This window comes from uncultured Lactobacillus sp. (assembly GCF_944327175.1).
Taxonomy (GTDB): Bacteria; Bacillota; Bacilli; order Lactobacillales; family Lactobacillaceae; genus Lactobacillus.
This window is the reverse complement of the sequence record NZ_CALVGT010000041.1, coordinates 1-12,536: the sequence shown is the minus strand read 5'-3', so window position 1 is coordinate 12,536 and position 12,536 is coordinate 1. Positions and strand designations below refer to the sequence as shown.

Annotated in this window: 11 protein-coding genes; 7 read left to right on the top strand and 4 right to left on the bottom strand. The window is 47.6% G+C overall.

What is annotated here, in order from left to right; all coding sequences use genetic code 11:
* The first annotated feature begins 18 nt into the window (after nt 1-18).
* Together Q0J41_RS05310 and Q0J41_RS05305 are read left to right on the top strand one after the other, a co-directional pair.
* Nucleotides 19-171 carry a hypothetical protein gene (locus Q0J41_RS05310; protein ID WP_296227086.1) on the top strand — a complete coding sequence of 51 codons (153 nt, stop codon included), beginning with the start codon at nt 19-21 and terminating at the stop codon, nt 169-171.
* Between the two features lie 78 nt (nt 172-249).
* Nucleotides 250-1,440, top strand: coding sequence for a YcaO-like family protein (locus Q0J41_RS05305; protein ID WP_296227084.1), 1,191 nt, complete (start codon nt 250-252; stop codon nt 1,438-1,440).
* Here Q0J41_RS05305 and Q0J41_RS05300 read toward each other — a convergent pair.
* From Q0J41_RS05300 to Q0J41_RS05285, 4 genes are all read right to left on the bottom strand, one after another.
* Nucleotides 1,434-2,273 carry an Rgg/GadR/MutR family transcriptional regulator gene (locus Q0J41_RS05300; protein WP_296227081.1) on the bottom strand — a complete coding sequence of 280 codons (840 nt, stop codon included), beginning with the start codon at nt 2,271-2,273 and terminating at the stop codon, nt 1,434-1,436. The two genes, Q0J41_RS05305 and Q0J41_RS05300, sit on opposite strands and share 7 nt — an antisense overlap.
* Before the next feature lie 142 nt (nt 2,274-2,415).
* The gene (gene htpX / locus Q0J41_RS05295) at nt 2,416-3,315 is read right to left on the bottom strand and encodes a zinc metalloprotease HtpX (RefSeq protein ID WP_296227079.1); all 900 of its coding nucleotides are present in this window, start codon (nt 3,313-3,315) and stop codon (nt 2,416-2,418) included.
* Nucleotides 3,316-3,331: 16 nt separating this feature from the next.
* Complete coding sequence (locus tag Q0J41_RS05290) at nt 3,332-3,886, bottom strand: LemA family protein (protein ID WP_296227078.1); 555 nt, start codon at nt 3,884-3,886, stop codon at nt 3,332-3,334.
* Nucleotides 3,887-4,043: 157 nt separating this feature from the next.
* Complete coding sequence (locus tag Q0J41_RS05285) at nt 4,044-5,189, bottom strand: SLC13 family permease (RefSeq protein ID WP_296227077.1); 1,146 nt, start codon at nt 5,187-5,189, stop codon at nt 4,044-4,046.
* A 592-nt stretch (nt 5,190-5,781) separates the two neighbouring features.
* On the opposite strand from Q0J41_RS05285, the gene Q0J41_RS05280 reads away from it, so the two are divergent.
* The 5 genes from Q0J41_RS05280 to Q0J41_RS05260 all read left to right on the top strand — a co-directional run bounded on the left by Q0J41_RS05280 (nt 5,782) and on the right by Q0J41_RS05260 (nt 12,212).
* A complete protein-coding gene (locus Q0J41_RS05280; protein WP_013438957.1) occupies nt 5,782-5,916 on the top strand; it encodes a hypothetical protein in 135 nt (44 codons plus the stop codon).
* Between the two features lie 139 nt (nt 5,917-6,055).
* Nucleotides 6,056-6,967: an HNH endonuclease gene (locus Q0J41_RS05275; RefSeq protein ID WP_296227075.1), complete on the top strand. Its 912-nt coding sequence runs from the start codon at nt 6,056-6,058 to the stop codon at nt 6,965-6,967.
* Nucleotides 6,968-7,196: 229 nt separating this feature from the next.
* Entirely contained in the window at nt 7,197-8,408 is a 1,212-nt protein-coding gene (locus Q0J41_RS05270) for a LysM peptidoglycan-binding domain-containing protein (protein WP_296227072.1), read from the top strand.
* Nucleotides 8,409-8,789: 381 nt separating this feature from the next.
* Nucleotides 8,790-11,615 (top strand): GGDEF domain-containing phosphodiesterase, encoded by a 2,826-nt coding sequence (locus Q0J41_RS05265; RefSeq protein WP_296227070.1) that lies wholly within the window; start codon nt 8,790-8,792, stop codon nt 11,613-11,615.
* 138 nt (nt 11,616-11,753) lie between these two features.
* Nucleotides 11,754-12,212 (top strand): hypothetical protein, encoded by a 459-nt coding sequence (locus Q0J41_RS05260; protein ID WP_296227068.1) that lies wholly within the window; start codon nt 11,754-11,756, stop codon nt 12,210-12,212.
* Nucleotides 12,213-12,536: the final 324 nt, after the last annotated feature.

The window sequence follows — 12,536 nt, the reverse complement described above, 5'->3', positions numbered from 1 at the left end:
GAAAGGAGGTGTTGTGATATGGGACGTACTAGAACTGAATTAACAAAAGGCGGACCATTTCTTGTAGAAGGCTTAAATGATGAAGAATTGAACTTCTTCAACGCTTTAATGAGCAGTCCGAAAGAGTTATCTGACCAATTAAACAATGTTAAAACAGAAGTAGTTAAGTAGAGTAGAAAAGATCACGGCTAATGGCACCTTTTAGAAAAGCCAATATTGCGTGATCTTTTATTTTATGGAGGGAAAGATTTGCAAATTGAGAGAGAAGTGCCAGATGCTGATGCACATACTAATTGGCTTGAGTTAATTAATCGACTGCATTTAACTGCTGACTATAGAATGTGGGTTTCTGCTAATCTAGCCTTGCAAACTGTTCAGTGTATTTTAAGCGACTCAAAAAAGCAACAAGTTTCCGTTGGAATGGGCAAAGGGATGGGTCATATGCCCGTATTAGGAGCTGAATTCGAGAGTATAGAGCATTTGTTTTATAACTCGCAGACACATTTGGCTAAGCGACGAGTGCTTGTGTCGCAGATTATGGAACAAGATCTCGATTTTTTGGATGATCCAGCTTTAAATCAACTTTCAAAAAATACAAAGCTGACAGTAGATTCGTTTGTCGATATCGAAAGTTCAAAAGAAGTCTATTATCCATCCTTTTTAAGCGACGTTAATTTCATAGACGATAGTGTTTCGATAAACACTCATGCCTACCAGTATGCTTCTGATAGTGGCTATGCAAGTGGATCAACTGTAAATGAAGCTTTGCTTCATTCCATTAACGAATTGATTGAAAGAGACAGTATTTCAAGGTTCATCATCAAATACGGATTAGGTATTAAGGAAAACTCGGTAACTGCATTTAAGATGATTCCTAAATCTTTGCCTAAGGATTTGTACAAAATCTATCTAGGATTAAAAGATACGGCAGATGCAGAAGTAATACTGGTAAAAGTAATTAATAGCTATCAAATACCGACCTATTTTACCGCTGTTCTATCTCAAGGTAGCGATATTCTCCCAATTTACGGTTCAGGGAGCTCAGTAGATGAGCGATACGCTATAATGAGGTCGCTCACGGAGGCATATCAATTAGTATCCGTAAAAGAGGAAAGTGAAAGTCAACAATTGCGGAAGCGTTTGAACTTGATATGGTCTGAAATCTCTCCTGTGAAGAAGATGCTGTCTCTAACTTTTACAAAAAAATTGGCTAGCATGAGATATCGTCAATATGATATATATGCAAAAGAAGTTGATCAAATGATCAGCTATGAGAGAGAAAGGCTTAGACAAGAAGGCAGGAAAATTTATTATCGAGTGGTGAAAGAAGATCCGGACTTTGTACTCGTTCAGTCGTTAATACCTCATTTTGAACGCTTTAATCTGATTTTTGAAGGTCAGATTGTAACGCCTAGGCTGTGTAGCAACGGCTATCAGTAAACGCTATCCCAATAATTCAAAAGTTCACTTACCAAATTGCTTAGCCCAATTTCAGTTAGAGACTTTAAAAAAGCATTGATTTCCCGGTCATCGCCGCTTTCCCGGTAAGCCAGCAATTTTTTGAAAAAAACGATTCTAATTTTAAAAGCAGCCATTTGTTGCGGCAGATCGATTGGCAGCAGCCGGTCTAGAATCCTGTCTGCGGCAGAAGCTTGTTTTTGACGAATTAGGCTGAAAATAATATTGGTTAGGGCTGTCCAAGCGTTTAAATATAGTTCGTAGTCTACCTGTTCTAAGTGGTTGAGTTGGTGGATGATTTTACTGCTGTACGAAATGAGCAGGTCAGAGTCAATCAAATAAACAGAATTTTCAAGAAAACGCAGGCTTTTGAAATCTAAGTACTCGCTATCAAGCAGTAAATCTTTAAAACTCTCTAGGTCAGTGTCTGTTAAACAGTTTATTTTAGTCAAGGTGAAATAGCTGTTGGCAGCGGCGACTGCCTTTCCTAAAATATCTGGATCTTTTGTTTGATGAAAGCTACTGATTTGACGTAAAAAGATCTGATGAAGCCTTTGCCCGTCTTTTTGCTGGATGAGCAATTGCAGCTCATCATAGTAGGAGCTGTCTAGATTTCCTTGGACTTCCGTATACGCAAAAAACTCCCGGGGGGTGACCCCCACCCGGTCTAATAAGGCTAAAAACTTTTTGAGCCGAATATCATCGACATCATTTTCCCAGCGTGACAAGGCAGGGCTTGAAGTAATATCTTTTGCTGCTTCACCTAGCGTCATCTTCTTATAATTCCGCAGTCTTTTAAAATATTGTCCGTACATTTTTCTTTCCTCTAATACACTTTTTTGAAAAAACAGTAATTTAATACGTGCATTATAGCAAATAGAAGACGGGAGATAAATATAACTTAAATTTAGGCAGAGCAAAAAAGCTTCCAGAAAAATCTGGAAGCTTTTTGCATAATTACATCTTTTCCAAGCGCTTGATCCGGTCAGTGGTTGCCGGGTGGGTGTCAAAGAGGTGACTCAGGCTGTGCCGCTTAATCGGGTCCTCAATGTACAAGGAGGCGCTGGCGCTGCTGGCGGCCTGCATTGGCTGGCTGTTTTCAATCTTAGTCAAGGCGCTGATCAAGCCGTGCGGGTTCCGAGTCAGCTCAACGGAACTGGCGTCGGCCAGGTATTCCCGGTTTCTGGACAGGGCCATCTGAGCCAGGCTGGCCGCCAAAGGGCCCAGGATCAAAACAAAAATAACCCCGATCACGCCGATGATCATCCCGATCGTCCCGCCTTCCCGGTCGTCGTCATCGTCCCGGTCAATGCCAAAGCCAAACCAGACCCAATTTTGGGCAAAGTCGGCGATAAAGCTGATGGCACTGACTAAAACCAGGGCCACCATGGACAGGCGGATGTCATAGTTGCGGATATGGGAAATCTCGTGGCCCAGGACCCCTTCCAACTCTTCTCTGTTCATCATGTCCAGCAGCCCCTGGGTGACAGCGATGGCTGACTTGTCCGGCGACAGGCCGGTCGCAAAAGCGTTGGGGCTCTTGTCCGGAATCAAGTAGACCTCGGGCATGGGAATATTGGCCACTAAAGCCATGTCTTCCACGATATGAAAAAGCTGGGGATTGTCCTCTTTATTTAAATGCTGGGCATGGTTCATGCTCATGACGACATTGACCGGATCCTGGAAGACCAGGAAAGAGTAAATCAAGGCAATGACGCCAGCGGTCAATATGCCCGGCAGGGGCTTGTCCCACATCAGCTGGCCCAGGCCCGCGCCTACCAGGGCAAAGATCAAGACAAAGACGACCAGGACTCCGGCCGTCTTCCGCTTATTTTGGGTAATTTGTTGGTATAGCATGGCGATCCCTTAGCCTTTAAAAGGATACCTTTGGTACCTTGGTTTCTTCTTCAGGGATGTCCAGGTAGTCAACCTTAGTGAAGTGGTGGATGTTGGCTACGATGTTGGATGGGAAGACCAGGAGCATCTTGTTGTAGACAGCCGCGCTGGAGTTGAAGAGCTGCCGTGAGTAGGCAATCTTGTTTTCCGTGTTGGTCAGTTCTTCCTGCAGGTTGGCGAAGTTGGTGTTGGCCTTTAGGTCCGGGTAGTTTTCAGACAGGGCGAAGATGGTCTTCAAGCTGTCAGTGATTTGGTTGGACAGCTGCATGGCCCCTTCGTGGTCGTCAGCTGGCAATTGAGTCAGCTGGTTTCTGAGTTCAACCACCTTGCTCAAAGTTTCCTTTTCGTGCTTGGCGTAGCCCTTGACGGTTTCCACCAGGTTCGGGATCAAGTCGTTGCGCCGCTTGAGCTGAACGCTGATCTGACTCCAGGCTTCTTCAGTGTTAACCTTGGCCTTTTGCAGGCCGTTGTAGGCTGAAATGTAAAAAATAACGATTAATACGACTAAAATAGCAATAATCCAGACTGCCATTTTTTGCCTCCCCTTCTAGGCCCCTGAGGGGCGAAATCAACTTTGACCAGATACTTCCGGTCGTTTTAGTAAATTATATATTAAAAGGCAACTGAGCACTAGTTTTTAAGCAAAAAACGCCTCCAATAAGGAGACGCTCGAGAGATTTAATGTCTTGCTACAGGTTCAACTTGACGATGATCCAGCCGATAAGGGACAGGATGATCAAGCCGGCGATCTGGTAGCCCAGCCACTTCGGGAAGAACTTCTTCTTGGCATCCTTGGAAGCGTGGGCGTAGAAGGTCCGCATAACCAGCATGTTGGCCATGGACCCGATTGGTGACCCGAAGCCACCGATGTTGGAACCCAAGGTCAAGGCTTCAGCGTACTTGGAGAACTTGCCGACCAGGATGGTTGATGGCACGTTGCTCATGACCTGGCTGGACAGGATGGATGTCCAGTAAGTGCTCATTTCAGTGCCGACCAGGCCGTGGATTAGGGCCACGACAAAAGGAATCTGCTGGATGTCACTGATGAAGATGAAGAAAAGGGTGAAGGTCAGTAAAAGGGAGTAGTCAATGTGGAGCAAGATCTTCCAGTTGACGATCAAGGCCCAGATGATGGAGGCCAGCATTGGCATCCAGATTGGAACGAACTTGAAGACGCCGACGAAGAAGAAGCAGAAGATGACCGTGGTGATCATCGTCGTTGGCCAGCTGACGTCGATTTCAACGACTTCCTGGGTCGGGATGTTCTTCTTCGGGATAAAGAAGAAGATGCAGAGAAAGACGACCATGGCCGCGATCAGGTAAGGCAGGGTCCACTTAAAGAAGATAGCAGGCGCTAAGTGGTAGTTGGAGACCACGAAGATGTTGTGGGGGTTGCCCCATGGCGTGAAGGCCGCCCCGATGTTGGCCCCCATCCCGATCAAAGTGGCTGGCAGGATTTCTGGCAGCTTGTACTTCTTGGCGATGTTCAAGTACAGGGGAATCATGGTCAAACAGGTGATGTCGTTACCCAGGAACATGCCCGAGAAGACGGACAAGAGAGTAAAGAGGAGGATCAGCTTCCGGGTGGAGTCAGCGATCGCCGTCAGTTTATAGGCAATGATGTCCAGAACGTGCAGGTAGCTGTAGACCTGGATCAAGACCAGCATGGTCGTGACAGATTCGATCGTGTGCCAGTTCATGTCGGCGCTACGCGGCCGGGCAAAGAAAAGACTGATGATGGTGATCACGATGGTGATCTGCAAAATTCGGTCGCTAAAAATTTTCTTTAAGGTGATCAAAAAATTATTTGAACTTTTGCTTTTGGCGGCTTCCATATAAAATCCTCTACTCAGCTAGAATGGTGTTTACAAGATTTACGTAAAGTTAACGAAAAGCGAAAATGAACTTTACTTTCGTGTAGTTCCATTGTCAACCATTTTTCCCTAAATCTCAATAGTACAAAATTAACGAACAGATGTTATTGAAAGGATGTTGGCAAAACGCGACAGGTAAAAAATCCGGCTTTTTTAGCTTGTGGAAAAAATAGAAAATATTTTAGAAAGCGGTTTATATAGCGAAAATAAAGGGTTTATGCCAGAAGGCAAAAAATGGACTTTGCTACCTTTTTTAAGCGATTAAAACGTGTCGACTTTTTACACGGCCACAAAAAAATCAAAAGCGTGCTTTTGGTTTCTGAAATAATGTAAGCGGTGTCGAAAACAGAAACAAGAAGCAGCGATCAGGTAAAAATCCGCCTTGGACATTTTTGTTAAATCTATTTAACCTTGCAGCTTGAAGATATTTCCGCTTGCTTTTGCCGAAAAAGCCCCCCAGGGGCAAAGAAATGCCGAAAAGGCTTGCCTAACATGGGGAAAGAGGGGTATAATTACTACTGATTTTCGAAAATCGATGAAAGGATGAAGAGACATGTCAAGAAATATCCACACGGGTATCAACCCACACCGTCGTCCACGTAACGCTTCCAACGCTAAGGAACGCGTTGCCCACGCCGCTGCTGTGATCAGCTTCCTGAACCAAGCAGCTAAGGACGAAAACAAGTAATTTGTTTTTAAACAGACAATAAAGACTCTGGCTTTTGGTCAGGGTCTTTTTTTCGCCCGCTTTTTGCCTTATGATAGGGAAAAGCTAAGAGGCAAGTTGAGAAAGAAGAAACAAAGAGAAAAGAAATAAGGAGGCAAAAATGAAGTTTCAGTGCAGCAGCTGCGGTTTAAGACTGGAATCCCTGCATTTCAAGCTGCCCGGCCTGGTCAATGACCGCCTGGCCAGCTTGTGTGACATCTGCCGGCAGCGGGGGCTGGATCCGGCAGCTTACCCCAATCCCGTGGTCAAGCTATTCGCGGCCAACCTCCTTTATGCCTTTGTAGGCAAGGACGGAGAAGCAAACGGGGACTTTTTACTGCCGGATTTAAAAATCCGCCGGTCCTACGAGGCTCTCATGCAGGACTATGACGGCAATGTTCTGGCCAAGCAGCAGCTGCCCAGAGAGGACTTTAACCAGGCTGTGATCAAGGCTGAGGATGATCCCGGCTTCTTCTTGCCAGGGAAACTCCCTTTCGCGGAAAAACTCCAGGCCCTGGGCCTCAGCGTTGACTTCCAGTTAAATGAGGTTGATTATATCGACCGGGAGCGGATTAGGGCCAAGTACAAGTACCGCTGCCAGTACTGCGGCCGGCGGGGGCGGAGCGTGGACCATAAGGACCCGGTCTCTGTCTCGCACGATAACAGCCTGGACAATCTGATTTTGTCTTGCAGCGAGTGCAACCGGATCAAGTCCAACATGCCCTATGACCTTTTCGTCAAGCTGAATGAAGAGCTGCAGCCTTTAAACAAGAAGCTGGTCAAGTATGAGAACGCCCTGGGCCCTCTGGAAAAAGAATTCCAGGACCGGCGGAATCTGCTGGCGGCCAAGGTGCATCTAAAGGGCGTGGTGAATGACCCGGAACTGGCCGCCATCCGCAAGGAAAACAAGCGCCTGCGGGATGCCATTGACAGTTTAGAAAGCGACTATGACGCGGCCCGCCGCTTGCGCGAGGACCACTTCAAGCTGGGCTGGAAGCTCTATTTGACCCAGCAGGACAAGGAGATCATCTGATTTTGATAACTTAAATCTTATGGAGAGGGTATTAAAAGTTAGGCCAGGAAGCTTTTTGCAGAAAAACTCTCTAGAATGTACAGGTTTACAAAGTTTACAAAAGCGCTACAGGACAACTTGCAGCGCTTTTTTTGTTTTGTAATCAGACCGATACATTCCTGTAACAATTGAAAGTTATACTATAGATCGTTATCAAACAAACCACGTGTTAAAGGAGAAAAGACGTTTCATGAAGAAAAAGAACCTGTTGATGACTACTTTGGCAGCGCTGAGTGCATCTGGCGCCCTTTTAACTACTGGGGCCAGCGCCTTGGCTGACAGCTACACTGTTGTTAAGAACGACACCCTGTGGGACTTGTCCAAGAAGTATGGTGTTTCAGTAAGCGACTTGAAGAAGGCTAACGGCGTTTCCGGCCACTTGATCTACGTGGGCCAGAAGCTGCAGATCCCAGCTAAGTCAACCAAGGCAGTCAAGGCTGCTAAGGCAACTAAGACTACTAGTGCAAGTACTGTTGACACTACTTCAACGACCCACACGGTCGTAAAGGGCGACACTTTGTGGAGCCTGGCTAAGAAGTACGGCGTTTCAGTAAGTGCTTTGATGAAGGCTAACAACCTGTCAAGCAGCACTATCTTGATCGGCCAAAGCTTAAACCTGCGGGCTGGCATGACTACTTACGGGGTAAACGGCGTAACTACCGGCTCAAGCTCAACTGCCGCAAGCACCAACACTGCTTCATCAACCAGCATGACTGCTTCCAGCCAAGCGTCAAAGGCCAAGAAGAAGACTACTAAGGCGAAGAGTACCACTACTAACACTGCATCAACTGCCAACACTGCTTCAAGCACCAACACTGCTTCAAGCACCAACACTGCTTCAAGCACCAATACTGCTTCAAGCAGCAACACTGCTTCAAGCACCAACACTGCATCAACTGCCAACACTGCTTCAAGCACCAACACTGCTTCAAGCACCAACACTGCTTCAAGCACCAACACTGCTTCAAGCACCAATACTGCAGCAAGCAGCAGTCAAGCAGTCAGCCAGGCACCAACTGGTTCAACTTCAACTTCAACTGCCTCAGCCAGTGCCAGCGCGATTACTTCATACGCTTTGAACTTCCTGGGCGTGCCTTACGTTTGGGGCGGGACCACGCCAAGCGGCTTTGACTGCTCCGGCTTTGTACAATACGTGTACAGCCACTTCGGCATCAACCTGGGCCGGACTACTTACACCCAGCAATACGCCGGCACCAAGATCAGCGTGGCCAGCGCCCAAGCTGGTGACCTCTACTTCTGGGGTTCATACGGTTCAGCCTACCACGTAGCCATTGCCCTGGGCGGCGGCCAATACGTCATGGCGCCAGCCCCAGGCCAAAACGTGATGACTGGCAGCGTGTCCTCATACACGCCAAGCTTCGCTGTCCGCGTTTTAGGCTAAAAATTTCTCATCGATATCAAACAGTTTAAGCAGCGTCAGCCAGCCGGCTGGCGCTGTCTTCTTTTGCCTGGCTATAATTAAAAGTGTACTATTTTATTTATAATCGCTCGGCTTTTGATTTTATATTTGTTATAATGTTGCCTGGCTTTTTGAAGTAAAAGCCTCTACAAGTGCTTTTATACAAGCAGAATAATAATTGTTCGGAAAATATAGCTAAAATTACTTTTATATATCTATAGTGATTTTGATATAAATTGATAAGCTATCAGTTCAAAAAAGCTTTTTTCCGGGCAAGTATGGGCTATAATCTAAAGTAAAATAGGCAAAATACGAAATTTAGGGTAAGCCAATTCTTGGATTAGGACAGAGGATCGCGGGAAAATGACAAATACGGCTATGCTTTACGCGCTGGGAGAATTCTTCTGCATGGCAATCATGCTGATCTTGACTGGTGCCTTAAAGCCAATTACAAATTACGGGAAAAGGGAAAAATGGCTGGCGGCATCGCTGGTCAGCGAAACCCTCTACTTTTTGGGTGACGCCCTGGACAAGCTGCAACTAGGCGGGGTCCTGCCGGCCAGCCAGGCGGGTCTGCTTTTTACCGGAACATATAAGCTGTGGATGCTGGACTTCGTCAGTCTGGCGGTCTTTTTCTACATTGACCAATGCGGGGAATTCAGCCTGGCCGACAGCTGGTCCAAGCGGCTCCTGGTCTGTTCAGTAGCCTTGCTTAATGGGGTCTTTGAACTGCTCGTGCTCTTGATCAATCCCGGCTGGCTCTTGACGGCCCAGCTCCAGCCAACCCTGCTCTACAACATCCTGCTTTTGCTGGTTCCCCTTCTATATTCTTTGTCCGCCATTGGCCTGGCCATCAACGGGATTCGGCAGAGCCCCTCTAAAAATATCCGGCAGTTTTACCTGACTACGGCCAGCTGGCCGATGCTGCTGGTCATCTTCGGGGGCCTGGATATCTACGTTGGCACCTTTCCTTTCTATGCCTACGTGGCGACGGCCTGCCTCTTGTTCCTGGCCGTCTACCAGTTCAGAACCCTGGTTGACACCGTGTCCCTGGGCAGCTTGAGCAATATCAAGGGAAGGGAAAAGTTAAAGTCCTATCTCAAGAGTATCCAGCGGCGGGGAGCCAGCAGCGACTACTACCTCCTCTTAGTTGATATGAACGGCCTCAGATCGATCAACGACATCTACGGACGCTCAGAAGGGGACAAGGTCCTTTTTGTGGTCAGTCAAGCGGTTGAGCAGCTGGCTGAGAAGATGCACGGCTTCAGCTGCCATTATGGCGGGGATGAATTTTTAGCCGTGGTCAAATTGGAAGATTCTGCCGCGGGCAAGCGGTTTTTTAATGACTTGCAGGAAGAAGTCAAGCACCTGGCCAGCATCCAGGGCCTGCCGGTCGTGCCCCATCTGGTAACTTCTGCCGTTTGTCTGGACATGGCAGACGGGGATATGACAGCCCAACTGCGGATCGCTGAAGAGAAGATTTACCATCAGAAGCGGGACCTGGATGGGGAAGTCCGGGAAAACAACTTCTTCGTCGACAAGGTGACTGGCCTGCCCAACACCAACTACTTCCGCAGTTTTGCCAAGTCCTACCTCAAGTCCTGCCTGGAAAAAGCTAACATACCCGCCGTCGTTTTGATCAACGTCAGCAACATGCAGGCCTACAACAACCGCTATGGCTTTGAAAAAGGCGACCAGCTCCTTTCGCAGATTGCCCAGCTCCTGCAGAAATTTTTTGACGACGGAGTTCTGGTCCGCTTCGCGGAAGACAACTTCCTCTTGGCGACAGATACACCCGACCTGGTAAAGAGCCTGGAAGGGGCGGCTGAGGAAATCAGCAAGGAAACAGATGCCAGCATCCGGGCCGGAGTCTACCGCTATAAAAATATCAGTGAGGGCGTGATGACGGCGGTCGACAAGGCCAAGCGGGCCCTGCGCTACCTCAACAACAACCGGGCTGTGGTCTACCAGGTCTACAACCAGGAGGTCAAGCAGGACTTTGAAAGACGGGGCTATGTCCTGGAAAACTTCCAGAAGGCCCTGGATGAAGGCTGGATCCGGCCATACTTCCAATTGGAAAGCCGCAGCCTGACCGGGCGGATCTGTGGGGCGGAAGCCCTGGCCCGCTGGGTTGACCCGAAATACGGGGTCCTGGGACCGGGCTTTTTCATTGAAGTGCTGGAAGAGGCCCACCTGGTTCACAAGCTGGATCTGGCCATCATCCGCCAAGTCTGTGCTATGCTGGCCAGAAGAAGAGCGGAGCAGCAGCCTTTGGTGCCGATCTCGGTCAACCTTTCCCGGGTGGACTTCCAGGTCTGCGACATTTTTGCCGAGATTGAAAAAATCCGCCATTACTTTAAGCTGCCGGCCAGCCTGCTGAAGATTGAAATCCTGGAGTCAACGGTGACCAGCAAGCCACAGGAATTGCGGCAGGCTATCGCTAACTTCCATGCCAGCGGCTATGAGGTTTGGATGGATGACTTCGGCAGCGGCTATTCCAACTTCAACAACCTGGATGAGTACGACTTCGACCTCTTGAAGATTGACATGGTCTTCTTGCGGGACTTCGACAGTCGGGCCAAGGTCAAGACTCTGCTGGCGATCGTGGTTGATATGGCTAAAAAGCTGGGGATGCACACTCTTTGTGAAGGGGTGGAGACCCAGGAGCAGTCGGATTTCTTGCGGGAAATTGGCTGCGAGCGCCAGCAGGGCTACTTATTCTCCAAGCCGATTCCGGAAGAAGAATTTTTGGCCAAACTGGCCAAGGCCAAGTTGGAAGACCCGGACAGCAACAGCTACTATGACACAGTCAGCCAGGTTAACGTTCTCTTTGACCCGATGATCGACCGGGGCAGCCAGCAGACTGTGGGCATTAAGCTGCCGATCTGCATTCTGGAGAAGGGGACAGATGCATTTGTTCGCTTCAGCTTCATGAATGAGAGCTACCGGCAGGTGCTCAAGACCTTTGGTTATCCAGTAGCCAGCTGGGAAGAAGATGCCAACCTGGAATATCCGTTTAAGAAAGCTATCTTGGAACTGATGGAGGAGAGCAAGGGAAAGCCGGGTCCGGTCAGCCGGATCTTCGACTTCAGGGGTAAGAAGTTCCTGCTTGAAGTCCGCTACCTGGCACATGACCAAAAGAGTCAACGTGACGCCTTCGTCTACACCTTTGAAGGCCTGGACAAGTAAGAAAAGAAGATAAGCAAAAGGCTTCCGCGCCGCGGAAGCCTTTTTTGATTCATTTGTGAAAAAAGTGTAGTCTTTAACAAACTTTTGCGTATATAATTACTTCAAAGAGAAAAATGTGATTTTTATCAGGCAGAAAGAATGAAAAAGAAAATTGTTTTTGTTTTACAGCTGATTGCTAATGTTTACTTTGCTACCTGGCCTTTGCGCTTGATTGTAGACAATTCTCCTAAATGGCGCTTGTCCGGACCAGCCAATGGCTTTTTCGGCTTCATGGACCGGGTGGCCAAAAGTGTTTCCTGGCCGCTCTCCCTGGTCTACCTGCTTTTGCTAGTGCTGATCGTGGTGGCCGCTCTTTTGACTTACTTTTTTGAGTTCAAGCAAGATAAGATAAAACAAGTTTGGCAGAAGGCTAGCTGGTTCTTGCAGCTGATAATTAATGAGTTAGCTTGCCTGGGCTTGTCCTCGTCACTGACTATGCGGGTTTACGATAGTCAGCAAACATGGACGATTCTTGTTAACTTGCTCTTGCTTGCTATCGTAGTTATTTTTGCTTTTGCCTTGACGGAAAAATTTACTAACCGCGGGGGAAACAACTAAACCGCAAACGAAACATACTAATCTAGTGTTGGATGATTACTCGACGGAGTAGTCGTTCAACACTTTTTCTTTTACTATGTAAAGTGGAGATGAAGCCAATGCCGTGACTGCTTTGGACACATGATGTCGTAAACAAAACTGGCAGCTTCACCATTCAATTGTGAATCTCGTCTAAGTATGTTGGCTGTTAAAGTCCTGTTGAGAAAATTAGATCTGATTGGATTAGATGGAGGCAGCTCATCTCCAAGTAAAGCGGAGGTTTATTCTTATGGATTTATTGAAAACTGTTTTTGGTATTGATGTTAGCAGCCGGAAGTCTAACGT

Excerpts from the sequence above, each read along its gene's own strand:
- Q0J41_RS05270 (WP_296227072.1), top strand. The coding sequence starts at position 7,197 with ATGAAGAAAAAGAACCTGTTGATGACTACTTTGGCAGCGCTGAGTGCA.
- Q0J41_RS05290 (WP_296227078.1), bottom strand. The coding sequence starts at position 3,886 with ATGGCAGTCTGGATTATTGCTATTTTAGTCGTATTAATCGTTATTTTT.
- Q0J41_RS05285 (WP_296227077.1), bottom strand. The coding sequence starts at position 5,189 with ATGGAAGCCGCCAAAAGCAAAAGTTCAAATAATTTTTTGATCACCTTA.
- Q0J41_RS05310 (WP_296227086.1), top strand. The coding sequence starts at position 19 with ATGGGACGTACTAGAACTGAATTAACAAAAGGCGGACCATTTCTTGTA.
- Q0J41_RS05275 (WP_296227075.1), top strand. The coding sequence starts at position 6,056 with ATGAAGTTTCAGTGCAGCAGCTGCGGTTTAAGACTGGAATCCCTGCAT.
- Q0J41_RS05265 (WP_296227070.1), top strand. The coding sequence starts at position 8,790 with ATGACAAATACGGCTATGCTTTACGCGCTGGGAGAATTCTTCTGCATG.
- Q0J41_RS05280 (WP_013438957.1), top strand. The coding sequence starts at position 5,782 with ATGTCAAGAAATATCCACACGGGTATCAACCCACACCGTCGTCCACGT.
- htpX (WP_296227079.1), bottom strand. The coding sequence starts at position 3,315 with ATGCTATACCAACAAATTACCCAAAATAAGCGGAAGACGGCCGGAGTC.
- Q0J41_RS05300 (WP_296227081.1), bottom strand. The coding sequence starts at position 2,273 with ATGTACGGACAATATTTTAAAAGACTGCGGAATTATAAGAAGATGACG.
- Q0J41_RS05260 (WP_296227068.1), top strand. The coding sequence starts at position 11,754 with ATGAAAAAGAAAATTGTTTTTGTTTTACAGCTGATTGCTAATGTTTAC.